This window comes from Phocaeicola sartorii JCM 17136 = DSM 21941 (genome assembly GCF_054653615.1).
Genome location: NZ_BAAIFW010000005.1, coordinates 888,599 through 913,352 on the forward strand (window position 1 = coordinate 888,599; position 24,754 = coordinate 913,352).

Below are 24,754 nucleotides of genomic sequence, written 5' to 3' on the forward strand. Positions count from 1 at the left end.
TGGTGTATACCTTTAGCATTGTTGCTACGAAATGAAATTACGATAACAGCTTATCAATATGTCAACCTTATTCAGGTGGCTATAGCGTGAGGGTTCCACCTCTTCCCATTCCGAACAGAGAAGTTAAGCCTCACCACGCCGATGGTACTGCGTCACAGTGGGAGAGTAGGTAGCCGCCGTTTTTACAGAACTCCTCCGGAACAATCAGGTTCCGGAGGAGTTTTTTGTTATACCCGCCTGCGAAATATGATCTCTACTATAGTTCATCTCCTAATTATAGATGGCTTCCGTCCTCCGTAGCGGACGTAGGCACCTTTATGGCCTGATGGTATACAGCAGGATGATAAAACAAGGGGGATAGCCGGGAATTTGCATGTAGTGGAATCATTTTTAGGGATGATGTCGCATGAAGGGAAAAACTGTGCGATGAAAATCGCTGGTATGAGAACAGAGGAGCAAACACACTTCAAAAAAATCGCTAAATTGTGCGTTAAAAATAATATATGTTTAATTTATCTCTGAAAAATACGCACTTATATTATACATATTGGAATATTATTTGCATCTTTAGGGCACAAATTTAAAATCTATTTTTTATGAGAAAAGTATTTAAACCTATGTTAGCTTTAGCTTTTATTACATTAGTTAGTTATAATGTATATTCCTCATAACAGAAAACAACCATATCTGATTTAGCTTTATCCAATGTGGAAGTGTTGGCAAATGGAGAAGCTGATTGTCATAATACAAACGGTTATAAAGACTGGGAAACAGAATCGTGGTTCGGAAATAAAAAAGAATTCTATGATTGTTGTCATGTATTAAGAAGTGGCTATTCTCCATCAGGTAGCTGCCAATAAAAATTAAGTTTGCGGTGAAAAATGTTTTTATTTGTTTTCTCAGCAACAGGTAGATATGAAAAAAAAGAGTGGACATTCTATGATTGAAATATATGATATGAAAGGTCAACCACTTGCATGTATCGATCTTGATATTATTGCGCGTAGAATGTTGGTTGACGAGAAGAATAAAAAAATCATATTTACTCTCTCCATTGGATGACGATATTCATTTGGGAACTCTTCCTTGTGAGCAGGAAATACTATAAAAAAGAAAAGATGAAAGAAAAAGCCAATGCTTCGCTATATTGATAATCTCTCGTGTATGTTATATCAATTAAAAATGGAAAAGTGGAAAGTATGTTGCAAAAAGGTGAAAGAAAAAATGATGATAAAGTAGGATTGTCTTTTCTTACTGAAACAAAAAACATAGAAGATGCTAAATCCCTTTTTTAATGTAATTAGAGGATAGGGAAAGACTATGAACAACACGGAATAATGGGAATAATATCGTTGATTATTAGCATATTGCTGATTTTAATACTTTGACGGGTGGTATTTGGAGATGCCTGTTTTTAGGCATATTTTTGCAACGTATTTCTATTGCGGAGAAGCAGAGGCTTTCCGCTTTCATCATTTTATAGGGCGCAGTTTACATCGGTTTACGATGGTTGGCACAGTCGGCAAGCAGTATCATATCCTCTTTTTTTATACGGCAGTTCAGCGAAGGGGTAACTTTTGACATAAGAAGAGGATAGTACGTAAAGGCCATTCCAGATAATGTGGTGGGAAAAATAAAAATAGAATTTTTGGTGGAAGAATATTTTAAAACCACCTTGTTAGAAGCCTTTAGAGGGATAATGCTTTCTGTCATCATAAACCTGCGCTAAATTCTTATATATAGAATGATTGGGCTTTTCCTGCATCAGAATATCGAACCAATACTTGTTATGTTAATTCTTGTTGACCATGTTAAAATGGCAAGAAATAGATAGGAAAATTTTATAATATGAAAAAAAAATATTATAATTGTACAATACTTCGGTAAAAGCTTACCGATGTGTTGAATATTTGCATTTTTGTTTTTTTCTGAAATAAAATATTAACTTAAATAATTAATGCGCATGAAAAAGGTAGTTATTGTATTTTTTTGTTTGGTATCAGCTTTTACAACTTTTATTGCATATGAAAAGGAGGCAGGTGTAAGTGATTTAGTTTTTTCTGAAGTTGAGGCTTTGGCTGATGTAGAACTTCCAGGAGTTACTATTACATGTAGTAGAGATCCATACGATGCGGTGGGGAGATGTTATAAAAATATAGGCGATACTTTTACTAAGGTATGTAGGTTTAGTGGATATCAATCTGATTTTTGTACCTATTCTTACTATGTAAGATAGTAAATTATATAAATAGATGCATGCTGGCTAAAAGCTTTCGGTGTGCATCTATTATGTTTGCTGATGCATTTAAAACATTGCATAGTTTTCTTAGAGAGAAGGAATAATTAGGGGAATATATGGCATATTTTATGTGGTGATAGATCTATATATCAATAGATCTTTTTTTATTTATCCACGTGTTTGATATGAATTGGTAAATGTGTGAAATTTCTAAAAATGTTTTAAGAATAATCTATAATAATGAAACAAATTATATTTTTGCTTATATTCGTTTTGGCAGGTTGTAGTAAAAAATCCTCATTAGACGAGAATGTTCCAACGATTAAGATCAACCTTGATCAACTTTCGGATGTATCTTTAACAGAATTTACAGATAGTATTGGAGTTGTATCTTTAGAAACCAATGATTCATGTTTGATAGCTTCTGTTTTTAAGATAGTGAAACAAAATAATTTATTATATATATTGGATCAAAGACAAAATACTCTTTTTTGTTTTGATTTAAATGGCAGGTATCATTTTAAAATTAATGATTATGGAATAGGACCTGATGAATATCAAGCTATTGAAGATTTTACAGTAACGGAAACAGGGCTTATCTATCTTCTTGAACCATGGGGTAATGTTTATTGTTATGATAAAGAAGGTAAATTGACACAAAAGATTTCATTATTGGAAAAGTTAAAATCCTATAATGAAATTTTAGCAACAGATTCGGCTTTGGTGATTTTTTCATTATGGGGGCAAGTCTTATATTATCCAATGGGTAATGATAATAAGGAGAAAATTTATGATTTGAATCCCCCTATGGAAATTTTATGTCCTTTAAACCGGTCATATGTATATCATAATAAAGTAAGGACTATTAGCTTGTTTGATTCTAAAGTTTCAGAGTTGTCAGAAGAGGGGTTAATGACTTGTTGTATATGGGATTTTCAGAGGAAAAATAATGATGAAGGAAATGTTGAAAAGCTAATTCAGTTTCTTGTAAATGAAAGAACTAATTCGGGTTTTGATAAAACTATTTTGGATTATGTAGGTTCAGGTAAATTGTTAAATCAATTTGTTCATAAAATTTTTGAGAATGACAGATACATGATATTACTGATGGATTATAAAGATGATTTTATGCACGTGATTTACGATAAGAAAGAAAAGAAAAATTTAGTATTTAAACAGACAAAAGAAAATACAATTTTGCATACAAGCGTTTTTACCAATGATGCTTTTATTTATTATGAACGGCCATTTATAAAAAGTGATAGAAACTTAAATTGCTTGCCTTCTGATATTTTAAAAAAGTATGAAGAAAAGCAGGAAAGTGAGAGTAATCCTTTAATCACTATTTTTTATTTAAAGAATTAGGCTATGAAAAAAGGTTATTGGATAGCTTTGATTTTTATGTTAGTATGTAATCTTATGCTGTTTTATGTATTAATGCGAAAAAAAACGGGAACAAATGAGCATCTAAAAGTTTCGTTTAGTGCAGAGGAGAATCTTGTAACACAAGGAAGCTATGTATTGTATGAGTCTTTGGGAATCTCTTTGAAAAATATGTATGTTTTTAGAAACTCCGGTAAAGATTCCACTTTGATTGATTATTGGGCGCATGAGCCACATTTGGTATTTAGATATAATATGGAGGCGTGTACTCCATGTGTAGCAAATGTAATATCGGCAATAAAAGAAGTGTTTCCTGATTATGCGACAAATGGTAATATTATATTTTCATGTAAAGGGCTAAAGTCTGGTTTGAATGTTAATTTTAATGGGAAAATGCATTATTCGTTTGGGAAAGGCATTTTGGGAATACCAATAGAAGAATATAATATTCCATATCTATTTGTATTAGATGAGAACTTAAAGTTAGATTTTTTATTTGTTGTATATCCTAAAGGAAACAAACAAACTTTGATTGATTATTTAAATTTGGCTAAAGTCAGATTTGATCTTTAATTTATATGTAATGTCATATATCATCGATGAAGTCTTGACAGCGATAAAAAGGAGATGTGCCGTAGTTTTGACACATCTCCCACTTCTGATGTTCTGACTTTTTTTCAAATCAAGCTTTATCGGTTTCATCCGCTGCTCAACAAGATTGTTCGATTTCTCAGCTTTGCTATCAAGTATGAAGTTTCTGAGACTGTCCCATTGGTTCAATGGACACATTCGGGCATTAAGGTGGTCCTGGTCCCGTGGTGGCATAATTTGCTTCGGATAGTTACGATACAATAGTCCTTCTTTGGGAATGTTCTTCTACAGAAATGTTGGTAGATCGCTCTCTTTCTCCTATAAACTGTTACTACCCAAATAGAATAAATAAAAAACCGTAGCTTATATCAAGAAAAAACTTTCATTTTTATTTTGTGTTTAAAAAATAATCTCTACCTTTGCAACGTTTTAAATAAAATGAGAGATAAATAATGAACCAAGGATTTATACATATTTTGCTATGCGGCATTATTATTCTACTGGCAAAGTCAGCGGGAAGTGAGTGTCGTGCGTAAAAGTATGTATGAATGATGATATACGAAAGCCTTTCTCACTTCCTTGTGTGAAAGGCTTTTTTTATGAATATAATGATAGTAAAATATAAAATTGAAACCTATGAGTGACAGATTATTTATTTTTGATACCACCCTTCGTGATGGTGAGCAGGTTCCGGGATGTCAGTTGAATACAGTAGAAAAGATTCAGGTGGCCAAGCAGCTGGAAGCTTTGGGAGTAGATGTGATTGAGGCGGGATTTCCTATTTCAAGTCCGGGAGACTTCAATTCTGTAATTGAAATCTCAAAGGCCGTTACATGGCCTACTATCTGTGCGCTGACCCGTGCGGTAGAAAAGGACATTGATGTAGCTGCTGACGCGCTGAAGTTTGCCAAGCACAAACGTATCCATACCGGTATCGGAACATCCGATTCACATATCAAATATAAATTCAATTCTACCCGTGAAGAAATTATAGAGCGTGCGGTAGCTGCCGTGAAATATGCACGCCGCTATGTGGATGATGTGGAATTCTATGCGGAAGATGCGGGACGTACGGATAATGAATATCTGGCTCGTGTGGTAGAAGCCGTTATTAAGGCGGGAGCGACAGTGGTGAATATACCTGATACCACAGGTTATTGCTTGCCTGAGGAGTATGGGGCGAAAATTAAATACCTGGTAGATCATGTAGATGGGATTGACAAGGCCATTATCTCTACTCACTGCCATAATGATTTGGGTATGGCTACTGCCAATACCATCAGTGGTGTGCTGAATGGGGCGCGTCAGGTGGAAGTGACTATCAACGGCATTGGAGAACGTGCCGGTAATACTTCGTTGGAAGAGGTGGCGATGATTGTCAAATGTCATAATGATATCCATATCCAGACAAATATCAACACACAGAAGATTTATCCGACCAGTCGTATGGTATCAAGTCTGATGAATATGCCGGTTCAGCCGAATAAGGCAATCGTAGGACGCAATGCTTTTGCGCATTCTTCCGGTATTCATCAGGACGGTGTGCTGAAGAATGTACAGACTTACGAAATCATTGACCCGAAAGATGTGGGTATTGATGATAATGCTATCGTTTTAACCGCCCGTAGCGGACGTGCCGCTTTGAAACATCGTCTTCATGTTTTGGGGGTCGAACTGGAACAGGACAAACTGGATAAGGTATATGAGGACTTCTTGAAACTGGCCGATAAGAAGAAAGATATCACAGATGATGATATTCTGGTTTTGGCAGGAGCCGATAGAAGCGTCAATAACCATATCAAGCTGGATTACTTGCAGGTGACAAGTGGTGTGGGGGTCCGTTCGGTGGCAAGCTTGGGACTGAATATTGCCGGAGAGCACTTTGAAGCCGCCGCCAGTGGAAACGGACCGGTAGATGCCGCTATCAAGGCTTTGAAGAAAATCATAGACCGGCACATGGTGCTGAAGGAGTTCACGATTCAAGCTATCAGCAAAGGTAGTGATGATATGGGTAAAGTACACATGCAGGTGGAATACGACGGACAGATGTACTATGGTTTCGGAGCGAATACGGATATTATCGCTGCATCCGTAGAAGCCTATATTGATTGTATCAACAAGTTTAAAAGATAATAATACGTAAATACAAAAATGGCTAATACATTATTTGATAAGATTTGGGACGCCCACGTGATACAGAAAGTAGAGGACGGACCTACCCAGCTTTATATAGACAGGCTTTATTGCCATGAAGTGACCAGTCCGCAGGCTTTTGCCGGACTGCGTGAGCGCGGAGTGAAAGTTTTCCGTCCGGATCACGTTTATTGTATGCCGGACCATAATACTCCGACACACGATCAGGATAAACCGATTGAAGATCCGGTTTCTAAGACACAGGTGGATACATTGGCAAAGAATGCTGCGGATTTTGGTCTGGCGCATTTCGGCATGATGGACAAGAGAAATGGCATTATTCATGTGGTAGGTCCGGAAAGAGGGCTGACTTTGCCGGGGATGACAATTGTTTGCGGTGACTCGCATACCTCGACCCATGGTGCGATGGGAGCTGTAGCTTTCGGTATCGGTACCAGTGAAGTGGAGATGGTATTGGCATCGCAATGTATCTTGCAGTCCCGTCCGAAAACCATGCGCATCACTATTGACGGTGAGCTGGGAAAGGGAGTGACGGCAAAAGACATGGCTCTTTATATGATGTCTCAGATGACGACCAGTGGCGCTACCGGATACTTCGTGGAATATGCCGGTTCGGCTGTGCGCAACCTAAGTATGGAAGGCCGCCTCACTTTATGTAACCTGAGTATCGAAATGGGTGCCCGTGGGGGCATGGTGGCTCCTGACGAAGTGACTTTTGACTATATAAAAGGAAGGGAACATGCTCCGAAGGGTGCGGATTGGGAGAAAGCGGTGGCTTATTGGAAAACGTTGAAGAGTGATGAGGATGCCGTATTTGATAAAGAGGTTCGTTTTGATGCCGCAGATATCCAGCCGATGATTACATACGGAACCAATCCGGGAATGGGCATGGGAATCACTGAAAAGATTCCGGCAGATGATAAGAGCGCTTCTTTTCAAAAATCATTGGACTATATGGGATTCCAGCCGGGAGAGTCACTGCTGGGCAAGAAGATTGATTATGTATTTTTGGGGGCTTGTACCAACGGCCGTATTGAGGACTTCCGTGCCTTTGCCTCTTTGGTGAAAGGGAAACAGAAAGCGGATCATGTGATTGCATGGCTGGTGCCGGGATCATGGATGGTGGATGCGCAGATCCGTGAGGAAGGACTGGACAAGATATTGGAAGAAGCAGGATTTGCTATCCGTCAGCCGGGCTGTTCCGCTTGTCTGGCGATGAATGATGATAAGATTCCGGCCGGAAAATATTCGGTATCTACCAGTAACCGTAACTTTGAAGGACGTCAGGGGCCGGGCGCGCGTACGTTGCTTGCCAGTCCGCTGGTAGCGGCTGCGGCGGCAGTGACGGGTGTGATAACAGATCCTAGAGAACTAATGTAAAAATACGAAGACAATGAAACAGAAATTCAATATCATAACAAGCACTTGCGTGCCCCTTCCGTTGGAGAATGTGGACACAGACCAAATTATTCCGGCCCGTTTCTTAAAGGCGACCACCCGTGAAGAGAAATTCTTCGGTGATAATCTGTTCCGTGACTGGCGCTATAATCCGGATGGCTCTCTGAACAAGGATTTTGTATTGAATAATCCTACTTATGGCGGACAAATCCTGGTGGCGGGAAAGAATTTCGGTTCCGGCTCCAGCCGTGAACATGCCGCATGGGCTATCGCAGGATATGGTTTCCGGGTAGTGGTGTCCAGTTTCTTTGCGGATATTCATAAGAATAATGAATTGAATAACTTTGTGCTTCCGGTGGTGGTGAGTGAAGGGTTCTTGAAGGAACTTTTCGATTCGATCCACGCAGATCCGAAAATGGAAGTGGAAGTAAATCTGCCCGAACAGACGATCACTAACAAGGCGACAGGCAAAAGCGAGCATTTTGAAATCAATGCGTACAAGAAACATTGCCTGATGAACGGACTGGACGATATCGACTTTTTGCTGACCAACAAAGACAAGATAGAAGCATGGGAAAAAGCGTCAAGATAGAAATCATGGACACCACGCTCCGCGACGGCGAACAAACCAGCGGAGTGTCTTTTGTGCCTCATGAGAAATTGATGATTGCCCGACTGCTATTGGAAGATTTAAAGGTGGACAGGGTGGAGGTTGCCTCGGCCCGTGTATCGGACGGTGAGTTTGAAGCCGTTAAAATGATATGTGACTGGGCCGCACGCCGGAACTTGCTTCACAAGGTGGAGGTGCTCGGGTTTGTGGATGGCCATACCTCTGTAGACTGGATACAACGTACGGGATGCCGGGTGATAAACTTGTTGTGTAAGGGTTCGTTGAAGCATTGTACACAGCAGTTGAAGAAAACCCCCGAGGAACATATTGAAGACATTGTGAATGTGGTGCGTTATGCCGATGAGCTGGATATTGCCGTCAATGTGTATCTGGAGGATTGGAGCAACGGTATGAAAGACTCTTCCGACTATGTATTCCAGCTGATGGACGGACTGAAAGATACTAGTATCAAACGGTATATGCTGCCCGATACGTTAGGTGTCTTGAATCCCCTGCAAGTGATCGAGTTCATGCGGAAAATGAAGAAGCGTTATCCTCATGTCCATTTTGATTTCCATGCGCATAATGATTATGACCTGGCTGTGAGCAATGTGCTTGCTGCCGTGCTGAGTGGGGTCAAAGGGCTTCATACGACTATCAACGGCTTGGGTGAACGTGCCGGAAATGCACCCCTTGCCAGTGTCCAGGCTATTCTGAAGGATCATTTTAATGCGTTGACCAATATTGACGAAAGCCGGTTGAATGATGTGAGCCGGGTGGTGGAATCCTATTCGGGTATTGTCATTCCCGCCAACAAGCCGATTGTGGGTGAGAATGTGTTTACGCAAGTGGCCGGTGTTCATGCCGATGGTGACAACAAGAACAATCTTTATTGCAATGATTTGCTGCCGGAGCGTTTCGGACGTAAGCGTGAGTATGCGCTGGGCAAGACCAGTGGCAAAGCCAATATCCGTAAAAATCTGGAAGATCTGGGGCTAGACCTGGATGAAGAATCCATGCGTAAGGTGACGGAACGCATTATCGAACTGGGTGACAAGAAGGAACTGGTTACCCGGGAGGATTTGCCCTATATTGTCTCTGATGTACTGAAGCATGGGGTGGTAAGCGAAAGTGTAAAACTGAAAAGCTATATTGTGACACTGGCGCACGGGCTGAAACCGATGGCTACCGTGAAAATAGAAATTAATGGAAAAGAGTTTGAGGAGAATTCCAGCGGTGATGGTCAGTATGATGCTTTTGTGCGTGCATTGCGTAAAATTTATAAGGTGACGTTGGGGCGTAAATTCCCCATGCTGACCAACTATGCGGTAAGTATTCCCCCGGGTGGGCGTACAGATGCATTTGTGCAAACAGTCATTACATGGAGTTTTGAAGAAAAAGTTTTCCGTACTCGCGGACTGGATGCCGACCAAACGGAAGCTGCTATCAAGGCAACCATGAAAATGCTGAATATAATAGAAAATGAATATGAATAATAAGGGTTGGTGATGAATGTTAGTGGTTAATGAATTGTGTCGTCAGACTTCATTAACCGCTAACTGTTCAGTACTGACCGCTAACCATTAATCACTAAAAAAATGGATTTTAAGATTGCAGTTTTAGCCGGTGACGGTATCGGACCGGAGATTTCAGTGCAAGGCGTTGATGTAATGAACGCGATTTGTGAGAAGTTTGGCCACAAAGTAAGTTATGAATATGCTATCTGTGGCGCGGATGCGATTGATAAAGTGGGCGATCCGTTTCCTGAAATGACTTTTCAGGCTTGTAAGCATGCGGATGCAGTGTTGTTCTCGGCGGTAGGTGATCCTAAATTTGATAATGACCCTACAGCAAAAGTACGTCCGGAACAAGGTTTGCTGGCTATGCGTAAAAAGTTGGGCTTGTTTGCCAATATCCGTCCTGTACAGACATTCAAGTGCTTGCTTCATAAGTCTCCGTTGCGGGCGGAACTGGTGGAGAATGCCGATTTTATCTGTATCCGTGAACTGACCGGAGGAATGTACTTCGGCGAAAAATATCAGGATAACGACAAGGCATACGATACCAATATGTACACCCGTCCGGAAATTGAGCGCATTTTGAAAGTGGCTTTTGAATACGCCATGAAGCGCCGCAAACACCTGACCGTAGTCGATAAGGCTAACGTGCTGGCGTCTTCACGTCTGTGGAGACAGATTGCCCAAGAGATGGCCCCCCAGTATCCGGAAGTGACTACAGACTATATGTTTGTGGATAATGCCGCCATGAAGATGCTTCAGGACCCTTGTTTCTTTGATGTGATGGTGACCGAGAATACCTTCGGTGATATCCTGACAGACGAAGGTTCTGTCATCAGCGGATCTATGGGACTGCTTCCTTCTGCTTCCACAGGTGAAAGCACTCCGGTATTCGAACCGATTCACGGCTCATGGCCGCAGGCTAAGGGATTGAACATAGCCAACCCATTGGCTCAAATTCTTTCGGTAGCCATGCTTTTTGAGTATTTTGACCTTAAGGAAGAAGGCGCTTTGATTCGGAAGGCCGTAGATGCTTCTCTGGATGAAAATGTGCGTACTCCGGAAATTCAGGTTGAAGGCGGAGCCAAGTATGGCACCAAGGAAGTAGGCGCCTGGATAGTGGATTATATCAAGAAGGCATAAAAGATTGATAGGTCTTTTACAGGAGGTGTGTCAAAAGTCGTTATTTGGCACACCTCTGTTATTTTATCTAGAATTTCTTTACGCGTATATGGCAGTAAGGTTCTCCTCCCGTCTTGTCATAATAATGCTGGTGATAGTCTTCTGCTTCCCAGAACTTCTCGGCAGGACGTAATTGGGTATTGACTGTATAACCTTTCGAGCGAAGCAGTCCGATGACCTCTTCTGTTTCAGATTTCTGTTTTTCATCCAGGTAGAAAATCATGCTTCGGTATTGCGGCCCGAGGTCGGGGCCTATTCCATCGGTTTGTGCAGGATCATGTATTTCAAAAAATAGTTTGCATAAATCGATATATGAGACCCTGTCGGCGTCATAATCTACAAGAATGGCTTCTACATGGTGTGTCTGGTGGGCTTTTACCTGAGTATATGCAGGGTTGGCTTCCGGGCCGCCTGTGTAACCGACAGTGGTGTTTAATACTCCCGGAATACGTTCGAACTGATGCTGTACGCCCCAGAAGCATCCGGCGGCGAATATCGCTTTTTCTGCTTTCATGTTCTTTATTCTTTTAAAATTGTATGCCAAATATACGGAATACCCTTTAAAACGAGAAACTTACCTTATGCTTTTTTTAATTAAACTAAAGGAATATCGTTAAAGATTCCTCTACCTTTGCAACCGGAATTAATTAGTATGGAAAATCGGATGAAACAGATAGTATGTTATCTTATGTTGTTATGTGCATGTATGCAGTTGCAGGCGCAAACTTATGATGAGTTGATAACCAGTGCGTTGGACGCAGCAAAAAAAGACAGTTTGAGGAAATCAGAGACATTGTTCAAACAGGCATTGAAGATGGATCCTGCCAATATGCGCAATGCTTTATTGTTTACTAATTTAGGAACGGTCCAGCGGAGATTGGGGAAAATAGACGATGCTATTGATTCGTACACGTTATCTTTGAATATCACTCCATATTCTGTTGTGACATTGCTTAATCGTGCTTCGTTGTATTTGGAGAAAAATTTGTTTGACAGGGCTTATGTAGATTATTGTAATGTGATTGATATAGACAAGACAAATAAGGAAGCGTTACTTTTCCGGGCTTATATTTATATGCAACGCAGGGATTATAAAGGAGCGAGAATCGATTATAACACCTTGTTACAGGAGGAGCCGGGAAATAATACGGCACGTTTGGGCAGGGCGATTTTAAATCAGAAGGAGTTGAGATATCGTGAATCGTTGGAAGATTTCAACAGATTGGTTTCCGATAATCCCAAGGATGTCTCTTATTTGAAAGCCCGCGCTACATTGGCTGTGGAAATGAATACGCCTGATCTGGCTTTATTGGATTTGGAGGAGGCCGCCAAACTGGCACCCGACGATGCGGAGATTTATGTGATGTGTGGTGAGATCTATTTAAGTCAGAAGAAAAAAAGAGAAGCGTATGTCGCTTTTGAAAAAGCAATAGAATTGGGAGTGCCCCGACCGGAATTGCAGGATAAACTGAAGGCGAGTAAGTAAAAATACGGATAGGGCTATTGCCGGACTGTCATCGTGCTTTTCATTCCTTCAATACCTTTTTTATCAACTCTATAAATTCTTTTCCGTATTTCTCTTTCTTATATTCGCCGATACCATTGATATTGCCGAATGCTTCTATGGTTGTAGGTTGTTGGGTGGCGATCAGATGCAAAGTCTTGTCGGATAAAACAATATAGGCAGGTATGGCTTGCTGGTCCGCCAGTTTTTTACGCAGTGTGCGTAATTCCTCGAACAAGTCCTTGTTTTCATTACCAAAAGTAACCGGAGTGGGAAAGAGTACCTCTTCCTTGGCTTTCTTTTTGCGCTTTTCTTTAGTTGGTACAAATTCTTCCCGTTTGATGACTACCAGCATGGCGGGTTCTTTGCCGAACAATACTTTTTGCCCGCTTTCAGTTATTTTGAGGTGATTGTTCTCATTATAGGCTATTTCGAAATATCCTAAATTCAGCATTTGCAGCAGATAATCTTGCCAGTCGCGTGCGGGAATATCTCTTCCGGCAGCGTATGTTTTCAGTTTGTCATAACCTTTGTCAATCACTTCTTGGTTGGCCGACCCTTTCAATATGTCTATTAACATGCGGGTGCCTATTTGCTGGCCGGTCCGGGCAATGGCACTCAAAGCCTTTTGTACAATGATTGTTCCGTCAAAACGTTCGGGAGGATTACGGCACACATCACAGTTGCCGCAGTCATGATCCATTGTTTCTCCAAAATAGTTCAGCAGAATACGCCTCCGGCAGATATCCGATTCGGCATATTGCTGCATCCGGTGTAGTTTTTCCAGATTAATTTCCTGCTGGTTGCTTTCTGTGGCGAATTTGGAAAGCATAACCAAGTCTCCCAATGAATAGAACAGCAACGTGTCGCTTTCCATGCCATCACGTCCGGCGCGTCCTATTTCCTGATAGAAACTTTCGATGCTTTTAGGCAGGTTATAATGAATGATCCAACGTACATTGGATTTATCAATTCCCATTCCGAAGGCAATAGTGGCACACACCACCTGTACACGGTCATTTATGAAATCATTTTGTGCCTTGTCGCGCATTTCGCTGCTTAATCCTGCATGATAAACGGTTGCGCGGATGCCTTGTTTCATCAACATTGCGGCCACACTTTCGGTCTTGCTGCGGCTCATGCAATAAATGATTCCGCATTCGTTTTTGTGCTTTTCTATAAATTCAAGGATCGTCCGTGTCTTGTCTTTTTGTTGATAACCTCTTTTTACTTCCAGACTCAGATTGGGGCGGTCGAAAGAAGAAATGAATATTTTAGGATCCTTCAAGTCCAGTTGTTGTACAATGTCTTTTCGGGTTATCTTATCGGCTGTGGCAGTCAATGCTACAATCGGTACTTCGGGAAACTGATTACGTAATACTTTTAACTGAGTATATTCAGGACGGAAATCATGTCCCCATTGTGAGATGCAATGAGCTTCGTCAATGGCAAATAAAGATATCTGGATATCTCTCAGCAGAAAATTTGTTTCTATAAGCAGCCGTTCCGGTGAAATATAAAGCAGTTTGATTTTTCCTTGAAGACATTCGCGACGTAGATTTATATTTTCAGTTTCATTATTGCTGCTGTTCAGTGCCCGTGCTGCGATTCCGTTTGCTTGTAAGCTTTCCACTTGATCTTTCATTAAAGAAATAAGCGGTGAAACAACAATGGCCGTACCTTCCATCAGTAAAGCCGGTAATTGGTAACAGATGGATTTTCCTCCTCCTGTAGGCATTAATACTAAAGTGTCCTTTTTAGCTAATATATTCTGGATAATATCTTGTTGCAAAGGACGGAAACTAGCGTATCCGAAGTAATTTTTTAGGGTTTGGAACATGTCTGTTTGTTATTTTAAAACGTAATGAACCACAAAGGTAGTAAAATCTTTAGATTTGGCCGGAATCTCTTCCCGATAATAATAGATAGGATATACTTTTATTCGTAACTCACTTGGTTTGAAATTACTACTTGAAAGTGGGTCAGGTTATTGTAGATAGCACAAATAAACTTTTTTTGCTGCATAAAAAACAAAGTGTTGTGATTATTTAAGAAATAAATTAAGTGGAAAAAGTTGCACATGAAAAAAACTTTTCCCACATTTGTCCAAAATTACATATTTGCATTTATATAACTAACCAAACAACGAAAAATTAAAAGAAAAAATTAACTGATGAGCGACGTGGAAAAAAAATCAGAAACCCAGGAAGCGGCTCCTAAGAAACAGCCCTATAACCTGAGAGAGAAGAAAGAGAAAAAGGCTGCTTACAGATCCTTGATTAGAGCAGAACTTGCCGATGAATTGTATGATAAGATCTTGAACATCGTAGTAGTTCAGAAAAAGTACAAAGACCCCAATTATTCAGCGAAGGACTTGGCGAAAGAGTTAAAGACGAATACCCGTTATTTGTCAGCAGTGGTGAATTCTCGCTTCGGCATGAATTATTCTTGTCTGCTGAATGAGTATCGTATTAAAGACGCTTTGCATCTTTTGGTTGATAAACGTTACATGGACAAGAATGTGGAGGAGATTAGTGCAATGGTAGGTTTTGCTAATCGTCAATCTTTTTATGCTGCATTTTATAAAAATGTGGGTGAAACTCCTAATGGCTATCGCAAGAAAAACCAGGAAAAAAAGTAAGAGCGTAGATTGCTACATTATAATTTTGAAAAAGGAAAACAATAGTTTTCCTTTTTTTGTTTCGGCTCACGAATTATGTATCTGTGAGAAAAACATTGATTGTAGAAATGAGACCGACAGGTTGCAATGAAGTAGATAAGAGTATGAATAAAATGAAGGAATTTAATTACACGGTTGAACAATTTGCAGACTTACAGTTGCTTCGATATAAAGTGCATGGATTTGAATCTTTGAGCTTGAGACAGAAAGAGTTGGTTTACTACTTGTCACAAGCAGCTTTGCAAGGCCGCGATATATTATTTGATCAGAATGGTAAATACAATTTGCTTATTCGTAAAATGTTGGAAACCGTATATACGGATTATCAAGGGGACCGTACAAACGTGAATTTCGTCAATTTGGAAACTTATCTGAAACGTGTATGGTTTTCTAACGGAATTCATCATCATTATGCTTCGGACAAGTTTGTGCCTGGTTTCACTCCGGAATTTTTCAAAGATGCATTAAGGCATGTGGATGCGTTAAAGTTGCCTTTGAGGGAGGGGGAAACAGTGGAAGAACTTTGTGCGGAGGTTTTTCCGGTAGTTTTCGATCCTGAAACAATGCCTAAACGTGTAAATCAGGCGGATGGGGAAGATCTGGTCCTGACTTCTGCAGCGAATTATTACGAAGGGGTAACCCAGAAAGAAGCGGAAGATTTTTATAATAATCAGAAGAATCCGAATGATATGATGCCGGTCATGTTTGGCATGAACAGCCGTTTGGTAAAAGAAGACGGAAAAGTACAAGAGAAGGTATGGAAATCGGGAGGGTTATATGGACAGGCCATTGATAAGATCGTTTATTGGCTGGACAAGGCTCTTGATGTGGCGGAAGATGCGCAACAGAAAATTGTTATCGAGAAATTAATCCGGTTTTACAAGAATGGTGATTTGAAAGATTTTGATGAATATTCTATAGCATGGGTGAAAGATCTGGATTCACGTGTGGATTTTGTCAATGGCTTTATTGAGAGCTACGGAGATCCGTTGGGAATGAAGGCTAGTTGGGAATCCATTGTGAATTTTAAAGATCTGGAAGCAACCAAGCGTACGGAAATCATCAGCGCTAATGCCCAATGGTTTGAAGACCACTCGCCTGTGGATCATCGGTTCAAGAAAAAGGAAGTGAAAGGTGTGTCGGCCAAGGTGATTACAGCCGCCATGCTAGGCGGTGATTTGTATCCTGCCACGGCTATCGGGATCAATCTTCCTAACTCCAACTGGATTCGTAGTGTGCATGGTTCCAAGTCAGTAACCATTGGAAACTTGACGGATGCCTACTATAAAGCGGCTCATGGTAATGGATTTACGGATGAATTTGTTTATGGTGCCGACGAAAAGGGATGGATAGAGAAATATGCAGATCTTACGGGAAATTTGCATACTGATTTGCATGAATGTCTGGGCCATGGTTCAGGACAGTTGTTACCCGGAGTGGATCAGGATGCCTTGAAAGCATACGGATCTACCATTGAGGAAGCACGTGCCGATTTGTTTGGCTTGTATTATCTGCCGGATGCCAAAATGATTGAACTGGGGCTTACACCGGATGGGGATGCTTTTAAAGCGGAATATTATACTTATATGATGAACGGTCTGATGACCCAGCTGGTCCGTATCGAATTAGGTAATAGGGTGGAAGAGGCGCACATGCGCAACCGCCAGCTTATTGCGCGGTGGGCGTTTGAGAAAGGTGCGTCGGATAAAGTGGTTGAGCTGGTTAAGAAGGACGGAAAAACGTATGTGAGGATAAATGATTATCAAAAACTTCGTACTCTTTTCGGATTGTTGCTGTCTGAAATACAGCGTATTAAAAGTGAAGGCGATTTTGAGGCTGCCCGTAAATTGGTTGAGAAGTATGCGGTGAAAATTGATCCGGTTTTGCATGCTGAGGTATTGGCACGTTATGAAAAACTGCATCTGGCTCCTTATAAAGGCTTTATAAATCCTGTATATGAGGCTGTGACAGATAAGGATGGAAAGATTATAGATGTAAAAATATCTTATAATGAAGGCTATGCGGAGCAGATGTTGCGTTATAGTAAAGAATTTGCAAATCTTCCTTATAGGAATGAATAAAAATAAATATGGATGTACACGAGACAATAAAAGACATTAAGGGACAATTCCGTTTGTTTATGAATGGGGTGGTTTCCCAAAGCATGCGCGAGAAAGGATTGGACTATAAGCTGAATTTTGGTATCGAACTTCCTCGTTTGAAAGAAATAGCCTCCCGTTATGAAAAAAATCATGAGGTGGCACAGGCTTTATGGAAAGAGAATATCCGTGAATGTAAAATCCTGGCAGGGATGTTGCAGCCAGTAGAAACATTTTATCCGGAAATAGCGGATATATGGGTAGAGGACATGCGCTACCCGGAAATAGCGGAACTGACTTGCATGAGCCTGTTTCAGCATTTGCCCTACGCTTCGGAGAAGGCCTTTGAATGGATGGCCGATGACCGTGAATACTTCCAGTTATGCGGTTTTATGCTGATGGCAAGGCTGCTGATGAACGGAAACCAACTGACAGAGCGTTCAGAGGCTGAATTTCTGGATCAGGCAATGGCAACTTTGCAAAGTGAAGGGGTGCTGACCCGGAAAGCGGCTGCTACTGCCTTGAAGAAGTTTGCTGTCCAAAGCAAAGAAAATGGGAAAAAGGCGAACCGATTACTGGCTCCATTGACAAAATCAGATAAAGTGGAACTCGCTTCTTTGGCTGGAGAGATAAAATTAGAAACAGAATATTGGCATTAAACTTTCATGTTATCATAAAAAGGTTTAACTTTGACGGCAGAACTGAAATCTGTGATGGAAGAGAATGTGAAAGATAAGGTAAAGCAGATCCTGACAGAATATCTGCAGGTTAACGGGCATCGAAAGACACCTGAACGATATGCTATACTCGATACTATTTATTCCATTAAAGGCCATTTTGATATCGATACTCTTTATAATTATATGGCGAATGAGGGGAAATTCCGCGTAAGCCGGGCTACTCTTTATAATACCATCATTCTTTTTATCGATGCAAAATTGGTTATTAAGCATCAGTTCGGCAATTCTTCCCAGTACGAACGCGCGTACAATAATGAAACCCATCATCACATGATATGTATGGAATGCGGTAAAGTGACGGAATTCCAGGATGAGAATCTGAAACAAGCCATTGCCGACACGAAGCTGAAGAAATTTCATGCTTCGCACTATTCCTTATATATATATGGCGTATGTAGCAAATGTACCTGGGCCAAGCGTAGAAAGAAAAAAGATAAGTAACATAAAACGAAGAAACATGAAAGTAGATGTCTTGTTAGGTTTGCAATGGGGTGATGAAGGCAAAGGAAAGGTTGTTGATGTGCTGACTCCCCGTTATGATGTAGTAGCTCGTTTCCAGGGAGGTCCGAATGCGGGTCATACACTGGAATTCGAAGGTCAGAAATATGTGCTCCGTTCCATTCCTTCCGGAATATTTCAAGGAAACAAGGTAAATATTATTGGTAATGGTGTGGTATTGGATCCGGCTTTGTTCAAGGCGGAAGCTGAGGCTTTGGAGGCTAGCGGGCACCCGCTGAAAGAACGTTTACACATCTCAAAGAAAGCTCATTTGATTTTACCTACTCACCGCATTCTGGATGCGGCATACGAAGCTGCCAAGGGCGATGCCAAAGTGGGAACTACCGGAAAAGGTATCGGTCCTACTTATACGGATAAAGTCAGCCGTAACGGTGTGCGTGTAGGTGATATCCTTCATAATTTTGAAGAGGTGTATGCAAAGGCGAAGGCACGTCATGAAGAGATCTTGAAGAGTCTGAACTATGAATACGATATAACCGAATTGGAAAAACAATGGCTGGAAGGCATTGAATACTTGAAACAGTTCCATTTGGTGGACAGTGAACATGAAATCAACGGTTTATTGAAGTCTGGCAAGAGTGTGCTTTGCGAAGGCGCGCAAGGAACGATGCTTGATGTTGATTTTGGTTCTTATCCTTTTGTCACTTCTTCAAATACCATTTGTGCAGGCGCTTGTACCGGTTTGGGTATTGGCCCGAACAAAATCGGCAATGTATATGGTATTATGAAAGCATACTGTACCCGCGTGGGATCAGGACCTTTCCCTACTGAGTTGTTTGACGAAACGGGTAAGAAAATCCGTGATCTGGGGCATGAATATGGCGCGGTGACAGGTCGTGAACGTCGTTGTGGATGGATTGACCTTGTAGCCTTGAAGTATTCTATTATGGTGAATGGGGTGACTCAGCTGATTATGATGAAGAGCGATGTGCTGGATGATTTCGAAACCATCAAAGCATGTGTGGCTTATAAAGTAAAGGGTGAGGAAATTGATTACTTCCCATACGACATTAGCGAAGGGCTGGAACCTGTGTATGCGGAGCTTCCGGGATGGAAGACTGATATGACCAAGATGACCAGCGAGGATGAGTTCCCGGAAGAGTTTAATGCGTATCTTTCTTTCCTGGAAGAACAATTGGAAACTCCGATTAAGATTGTTTCAGTGGGTCCTGACCGTGATCAGACTATTGAACGATATACAGAAGAATAAGAAGAGGCCATTTTATAAGATAAAGAAGAGATGCTGTCTTCCTTTGGAGTCAGTGTCTCTTTTTTTATGCCTGTTCCCGTATTGGAAGGGGGGAGAGTTGAAGGCATAAAAAAAGGCTATCTATCCCAGACAGCCAATCTTTTGTTAACCTTAAATCTAATACTATGAAAAACACAGTGCAAAGATACGGACTTAATTTGTAATTGCAAGTTTTAGCACTGTATCTGGCCATGTTATAACATGCTTTATGGATATGCGGGAGTTTGTTAACAAATCAGAGTGGAAAAGTAAAGTTGTGTTTACTTGTAATTGAAGATTGGCAGGGGGATGCCAGACTTTTTCTTCTTATTCCAATGATGTAGATTGCTTCCGATTATGCTTGAAAGGAGTAGGAAATAATCGTGTGGAGACCGGTAGATGAAAATAAATGTTGGTAACGGTGGTTTTCTAGTTCTTATTTATTAATTTTGAAGTTGTCTAATGAACGATTTAATATAAACAGCTATTTATGAAAAACAAACATTTTATTGTATTTGCTCTTTTATTGTTGTGTCCGTTGTGGTTATGCGGGCAGGAAGTGTCTTCGGATGGAAAAGAATCATGTAAGAAAGGTTGTGTTCAGCATCCGTGGTATGGGAAAAGGGTGGGTTATATAGGTGATTCAATAACTGACCCTAATTGTTATGGAGACAACATAAAGAAATATTGGGACTTTTTGAAGGAATGGCTGGATATGACTCCTTATGTATATGGAGTGAGTGGCCGCCAATGGAATGATGTGTCCCGTCAGGCAGAGCAATTGAAAAAGGAGCATGGGGAGGAAGTTGATGCTATTGTTGTCTTGATGGGAACCAATGATTTTAATAGTAGTGTACCTGTTGGAGTTTGGTTTACGGAGAAAGAAGAACAGGTGATGGCTGCCCGTGGCGAAGTTAAAAAAATGGAAACCCGTAAAAGACGTACTCCTGTGATGACGAATGATACGTATAAAGGGCGCATTAATCTTGGCTTGAGCCATTTGAAAAAACTATTTCCGGACAAACAGATTGTCTTGTTGACTCCTTTGCATCGTTCTTTGGCGGAGTTTGGCGAAAAGAATGTACAACCGGATGAAAGTTATCAGAATAAGTGTGGAGAATATGTGGATGCTTATGTACAGGCTGTTAAAGAAGCAGGTAATTTGTGGGGTGTTCCGGTGGTCGATTTTAATTCGGTTACCGGTATGAATCCGATGATTGAAGAACAGCTTATTTATTTCTATGATCCGGGGTATGACCGGCTGCATCCTAATACCAATGGTCAGGAACGCATGGCACGTACACTGATGTACCAATTGCTTTCTTTGCCTGCGACGTTTTAAAGTAAGTGATCATTTACTGGATTTGTTATTTTGTCTTTTAGTGAGGGTGAAGAATCTGTATTCATTTATGTTGTGCTACAGATTCTTCACAAAGTTTAGAGTGAGAATTATACGATAATATGGCTGATCCTTGGTTTTTCGCTAATTTCACAAACGGCTAGCTGGCGGAATAACTGAATCTAATAATTTTTGATAGTTGCATATACTCCGTAGGATTGATTGTCTATATCATATAATGGGCGGAGTTGATAGTTTTTGTTATTATTAGTTAGTTGGAAAGTAGCCTTTTTGAGATCTGAAACAGAAAGATTTTTTAGAATCTCTTTTGTTTCGCCTTTTAATATTACTTCCGATTTGGATTCAAATGCCAGTAACATCGGACCATAATAAATTGCGAATGTGTTAGGATTGTCAGGCATTGGTTTTAAGTGAAAATCATAGTGGAACACTAATCTGATATTATCTTGGTCACGCCAGATTCTGTTTAATTCAAGATATGATGCGGCTGAAGCCGTATTGATATGTTGTTTTTTTTCATTGACGTATACGTCAACTCCTTTGCTCCACGAAGGAAGTAATAATTTTAAAATGAATTGGGATTTTCGTTTGGTTGAGACTGTGAAATTGATTGTGGAATCTTTAGGAAAATAACTGTTCTGCTCTAACTGTATGTCCTTTTGTCTCCATTTCACAATTGAAGGGATATAAAGGTTCACATAAAGTATAGAATCGTTATGATAATAGATATTTGAGTTAAGTTGCGTGTAGGCTTCGGCACACGAACCACTACAACACGCAAAATCATTATCCTTCAGATATTTTTTGTTGCGTGGTGAGCCTAATGGTAAATGATATATATAGGAACCACTGTGGCTGCTTTGTGCTGGAAGAACAGCATTATAGAATGTATTCATATATGAATCTGCATATTGAGGATTGGCGGTCCATGTGAAAATATAGGAACATAGCTTCTGGGTGTTATGTGACACGCAACTTTCTGCGATTTCTTTAGTTAAAGTATTGCAGAGATGATCTGGTTCCCCCCAATGTTCTGCCGTCACAGAAGTTTTAGTTGTTGCATTAGGACGAGGCCCGCTGCTGGTGCCATTGGCATAAATATGGTGATTGGTTAGGATATTCCAAAAATTAATGACTGCATCATGATATTTTTTCTCTTTTGTAATGGCATAACGTTGGGCAAATCCATTTACAAGTACCAAATGGGTATTGGAATGTAACCCTGATAGAATATCTTCATTTTTGTATAAAGGATCAGCAAACCAGTCAGGATCAAATAATTTAGCTAGTGCCAAATGTTTAGGTGCTTTTGAAATTTGATAAAGCTTGTACAATACCTCGTTCATTGCTCCCATTTCATTTTGTGGATTGGCTTCTACGGTATATATCATCCTTTCTATTGTCTTGTTGCTTAGTTTGGACATACGGTTAATTACGTAGTCGGTCATACCTGACAATATATCATAAGCTTTTTTGTTATTTGTATGGATGTATACGTCTAACATTCCTTGCATAATTTTATGATAAGTATAATAGGGTGCCCATACTCCAGAGAATTTTGTTTCTAATATTTCAAAATCCTTGTCGGGGAAAGCACTTAAATATCCATTTTTTGAAACCTGTTGGCATTTATATAATTCATCTATCATATAATTCAGATGTTTGGTAAGAAGAGGGTCTTTATATTTTTCTACTAAGTTGGAAACAGCGGAGAGATAATGACCGACAAAATGACCTCTTAAACCGATTTTCGGAGATTCCCATCCTTCTAAAGGGATTGCGTCGGATGGTAATTTTGCGGTAATTCTAAAGTTGTGCAATAATCTGTCGGGATCTAAGGATTTTAGGAAGGTAATATTGAGTTCTTCTCGTTGTTTTAACCAAGAATTTTTTAATGTGACATCTGTATTATGGAATGGGAATACTTTTCTGACATCCATATTGTCTGTGGGGTGTTGTCCCCAAAAATAGAGAGGGGAAAGAATCATCATGAATATTAAAATGTTTTTTCGCATACGGCCTTATTTTATTGATTTATATTTTTTCAACTGATTGCGAATTTATGAATTAAAGTGATGATCTGTTTAATTTTAGGAGATTAATAAACACTCAGATTGAAAAATGACGAAAAATTATATGTTGTTGTCGAAAAAACAACTCATTGTAAATGATAAAACTGAAAAAGACAATATTGAAATTGGGTAAAGGAAATAGTAATGGAAAGATCGGGTATGTGCATTGAGACTATTTCGGTAGAGAGAGATGTTAGTAATTGTTCTGCAATGATGATGAATGAAATGATAGTTTTTAAACGATAGATGAAAAATGGAATCATTTTCTGTGTTATTTTTTTATTGTTAAAAGATGATTTTGAACAAATTTCTATATTCTTGTATCATTTTTTATGGTTCCTTTTCTTGTTCTTGTTTACTTTTGCCTAAGTTTTTTAACTTATAAAATGTATATGAAAAACATGAAATTAAAAGTGTCGTTTGCCTTATGTGCTTTACTCCTGTTATCGGCTTTTATTGTTGAGAGAAAAGACCCCATTACTATTTTTATGATTGGTGATTCCACCATGGCGAATAAAAGTCTAAAGAATGGTAATATAGAGCGTGGCTGGGGACAAATGCTTCCCGGATATTTTACGGAAGAGGTTGTGGTGGATAATCACGCTATGAATGGACGAAGTTCACTCAGTTTTATCAATGAAGGACGTTGGGATGTGGTGCTTTCTAAAATACATAAAGGTGATTATGTATTTATTCAATTCGGGCATAATGACGAGAAACCTAGAGCCACATTACATACAGAACCCGGAAGTACCTTTGATGTAATTTAAGACGTTTTGTGAATGAAACACGTGCTAAGGGAGGAAATCCTGTACTGTTCAATTCTATAGTCCGTCGTAATTTCCCTCCTGAAGGTGTGACGGAGATAAAGGGCAGTTATGAAAAAGAAGGTCCGGCATTGGTTGATACCCATGGGGAATATCTGGAATCTCCCCGTCGGGTGGCCAAAGAAATGAATGTACCTTTTATTGATTTGAATAAACTGACTCATGATCTGGTTATCGGTATGGGAGTCGAGAACTCAAGAAAACTGTTTATGTGGATTCCGGCAGGACAATATGAATTTTGTCCGAAAGGGAAAATTGATAATACTCACCTGAATATATACGGGGGACGTATAGTTGCCGGATTGGCAGCCGATGCTCTGATAGAAGAGGTGCCGGCTTTGGCAAAATATGTGCGGCGTTATGATTATGTGGTGGCGAAAGATAGAAGTGGGGATTTCTTTACAGTTCAGGAAGCTGTGAATGCGGCAGTTGGTGGTGGCAAAAAAACAATATCTATACTTGTCCGTCCGGGAGTATATGAAGAGCATGTTTCTATGCCGAAATCATCGCCTCGAATAGAATTGGTGAAACAGACAGGGGCTGAGATCTGGTAGATGATAAAAAACTTTTTCTAAAGAAGCTGATAAGGTTCTTTTCGATTTCAATTCTTATGAAGCAGTAGCATTTTAGCAGGGCTTTCATCCGTAAGTC

Annotated in this window: 19 protein-coding genes, 1 rRNA gene and 1 pseudogene; 18 read left to right on the forward strand and 3 right to left on the reverse strand. The window is 40.1% G+C overall.

What is annotated here, in order from left to right; genetic code table 11:
• Nucleotides 1–71: 71 nt before the first annotated feature.
• From rrf to leuB, 10 genes are all read left to right on the forward strand, one after another.
• Nucleotides 72–182 (forward strand): 5S ribosomal RNA (gene rrf, locus ACYQ0C_RS03840).
• Nucleotides 183–915: 733 nt separating this feature from the next.
• Nucleotides 916–1,062, forward strand: coding sequence for a hypothetical protein (locus tag ACYQ0C_RS03845; RefSeq protein ID WP_159106248.1), 147 nt, complete (start codon nucleotides 916–918; stop codon nucleotides 1,060–1,062).
• A 901-nt stretch (nucleotides 1,063–1,963) separates the two neighbouring features.
• Nucleotides 1,964–2,236 (forward strand): NVEALA domain-containing protein, encoded by a 273-nt coding sequence (locus tag ACYQ0C_RS03850; protein ID WP_016277010.1) that lies wholly within the window; start codon nucleotides 1,964–1,966, stop codon nucleotides 2,234–2,236.
• Nucleotides 2,237–2,479: 243 nt separating this feature from the next.
• Nucleotides 2,480–3,604 carry a DUF4934 domain-containing protein gene (locus tag ACYQ0C_RS03855; protein ID WP_016277011.1) on the forward strand — a complete coding sequence of 375 codons (1,125 nt, stop codon included), beginning with the start codon at nucleotides 2,480–2,482 and terminating at the stop codon, nucleotides 3,602–3,604.
• Nucleotides 3,605–3,607: 3 nt separating this feature from the next.
• The gene (locus tag ACYQ0C_RS03860) at nucleotides 3,608–4,195 is read left to right on the forward strand and encodes a hypothetical protein (protein WP_016277012.1); all 588 of its coding nucleotides are present in this window, start codon (nucleotides 3,608–3,610) and stop codon (nucleotides 4,193–4,195) included.
• 654 nt (nucleotides 4,196–4,849) lie between these two features.
• The gene (locus ACYQ0C_RS03865) at nucleotides 4,850–6,346 is read left to right on the forward strand and encodes a 2-isopropylmalate synthase (protein ID WP_016277014.1); all 1,497 of its coding nucleotides are present in this window, start codon (nucleotides 4,850–4,852) and stop codon (nucleotides 6,344–6,346) included.
• Nucleotides 6,347–6,364: 18 nt separating this feature from the next.
• Nucleotides 6,365–7,747 (forward strand): 3-isopropylmalate dehydratase large subunit, encoded by a 1,383-nt coding sequence (leuC, locus tag ACYQ0C_RS03870; RefSeq protein WP_016277015.1) that lies wholly within the window; start codon nucleotides 6,365–6,367, stop codon nucleotides 7,745–7,747.
• Nucleotides 7,748–7,760: 13 nt separating this feature from the next.
• Entirely contained in the window at nucleotides 7,761–8,357 is a 597-nt protein-coding gene (leuD, locus tag ACYQ0C_RS03875; protein ID WP_016277016.1) for a 3-isopropylmalate dehydratase small subunit, read from the forward strand.
• The gene (locus tag ACYQ0C_RS03880; RefSeq protein ID WP_016277017.1) at nucleotides 8,336–9,871 is read left to right on the forward strand and encodes an alpha-isopropylmalate synthase regulatory domain-containing protein; all 1,536 of its coding nucleotides are present in this window, start codon (nucleotides 8,336–8,338) and stop codon (nucleotides 9,869–9,871) included. Before leuD ends, ACYQ0C_RS03880 begins: the two co-directional genes overlap by 22 nt.
• A gap of 102 nt (nucleotides 9,872–9,973) precedes the next feature.
• Nucleotides 9,974–11,035: a 3-isopropylmalate dehydrogenase gene (leuB, locus tag ACYQ0C_RS03885; protein ID WP_016277018.1), complete on the forward strand. Its 1,062-nt coding sequence runs from the start codon at nucleotides 9,974–9,976 to the stop codon at nucleotides 11,033–11,035.
• Nucleotides 11,036–11,102: 67 nt separating this feature from the next.
• Here the strand turns inward: leuB and msrA are convergent, their stop codons facing one another.
• Entirely contained in the window at nucleotides 11,103–11,588 is a 486-nt protein-coding gene (gene msrA, locus ACYQ0C_RS03890; RefSeq protein WP_016277019.1) for a peptide-methionine (S)-S-oxide reductase MsrA, read from the reverse strand.
• A gap of 117 nt (nucleotides 11,589–11,705) precedes the next feature.
• On the opposite strand from msrA, the gene ACYQ0C_RS03895 reads away from it, so the two are divergent.
• A complete protein-coding gene (locus ACYQ0C_RS03895; RefSeq protein WP_016277020.1) occupies nucleotides 11,706–12,560 on the forward strand; it encodes a tetratricopeptide repeat protein in 855 nt (284 codons plus the stop codon).
• Nucleotides 12,561–12,600: 40 nt separating this feature from the next.
• On the opposite strand, the gene recQ is transcribed toward ACYQ0C_RS03895, so the two are convergent.
• On the reverse strand, nucleotides 12,601–14,418 hold the full coding sequence (gene recQ / locus ACYQ0C_RS03900) for a DNA helicase RecQ (protein WP_016277021.1): 1,818 nt from the start codon (nucleotides 14,416–14,418) through the stop codon (nucleotides 12,601–12,603).
• Nucleotides 14,419–14,751: 333 nt separating this feature from the next.
• Between recQ and ACYQ0C_RS03905 the strand changes: the two genes are divergently transcribed.
• From ACYQ0C_RS03905 to ACYQ0C_RS03930, 6 genes are all read left to right on the forward strand, one after another.
• Complete coding sequence (locus ACYQ0C_RS03905) at nucleotides 14,752–15,219, forward strand: helix-turn-helix domain-containing protein (RefSeq protein WP_016277022.1); 468 nt, start codon at nucleotides 14,752–14,754, stop codon at nucleotides 15,217–15,219.
• A gap of 107 nt (nucleotides 15,220–15,326) precedes the next feature.
• Entirely contained in the window at nucleotides 15,327–17,339 is a 2,013-nt protein-coding gene (locus tag ACYQ0C_RS03910) for a dipeptidyl-peptidase 3 family protein (RefSeq protein ID WP_025076750.1), read from the forward strand.
• Between the two features lie 8 nt (nucleotides 17,340–17,347).
• Nucleotides 17,348–18,016 carry a DNA alkylation repair protein gene (locus ACYQ0C_RS03915; protein ID WP_016277024.1) on the forward strand — a complete coding sequence of 223 codons (669 nt, stop codon included), beginning with the start codon at nucleotides 17,348–17,350 and terminating at the stop codon, nucleotides 18,014–18,016.
• Between the two features lie 30 nt (nucleotides 18,017–18,046).
• Complete coding sequence (locus ACYQ0C_RS03920; protein ID WP_016277025.1) at nucleotides 18,047–18,538, forward strand: Fur family transcriptional regulator; 492 nt, start codon at nucleotides 18,047–18,049, stop codon at nucleotides 18,536–18,538.
• Between the two features lie 16 nt (nucleotides 18,539–18,554).
• A complete protein-coding gene (locus ACYQ0C_RS03925; protein ID WP_016277026.1) occupies nucleotides 18,555–19,826 on the forward strand; it encodes an adenylosuccinate synthase in 1,272 nt (423 codons plus the stop codon).
• 508 nt (nucleotides 19,827–20,334) lie between these two features.
• Nucleotides 20,335–21,186: an SGNH/GDSL hydrolase family protein gene (locus ACYQ0C_RS03930; RefSeq protein ID WP_016277028.1), complete on the forward strand. Its 852-nt coding sequence runs from the start codon at nucleotides 20,335–20,337 to the stop codon at nucleotides 21,184–21,186.
• A gap of 179 nt (nucleotides 21,187–21,365) precedes the next feature.
• On the opposite strand, the gene ACYQ0C_RS03935 is transcribed toward ACYQ0C_RS03930, so the two are convergent.
• Nucleotides 21,366–23,219: a beta-L-arabinofuranosidase domain-containing protein gene (locus ACYQ0C_RS03935; RefSeq protein WP_016277029.1), complete on the reverse strand. Its 1,854-nt coding sequence runs from the start codon at nucleotides 23,217–23,219 to the stop codon at nucleotides 21,366–21,368.
• Between the two features lie 458 nt (nucleotides 23,220–23,677).
• On the opposite strand from ACYQ0C_RS03935, the pseudogene ACYQ0C_RS03940 reads away from it, so the two are divergent.
• A pseudogene (locus ACYQ0C_RS03940) lies at nucleotides 23,678–24,651 on the forward strand (rhamnogalacturonan acetylesterase); the annotation flags it as partial.
• Between the last annotated feature and the right edge of the window lie 103 nt (nucleotides 24,652–24,754).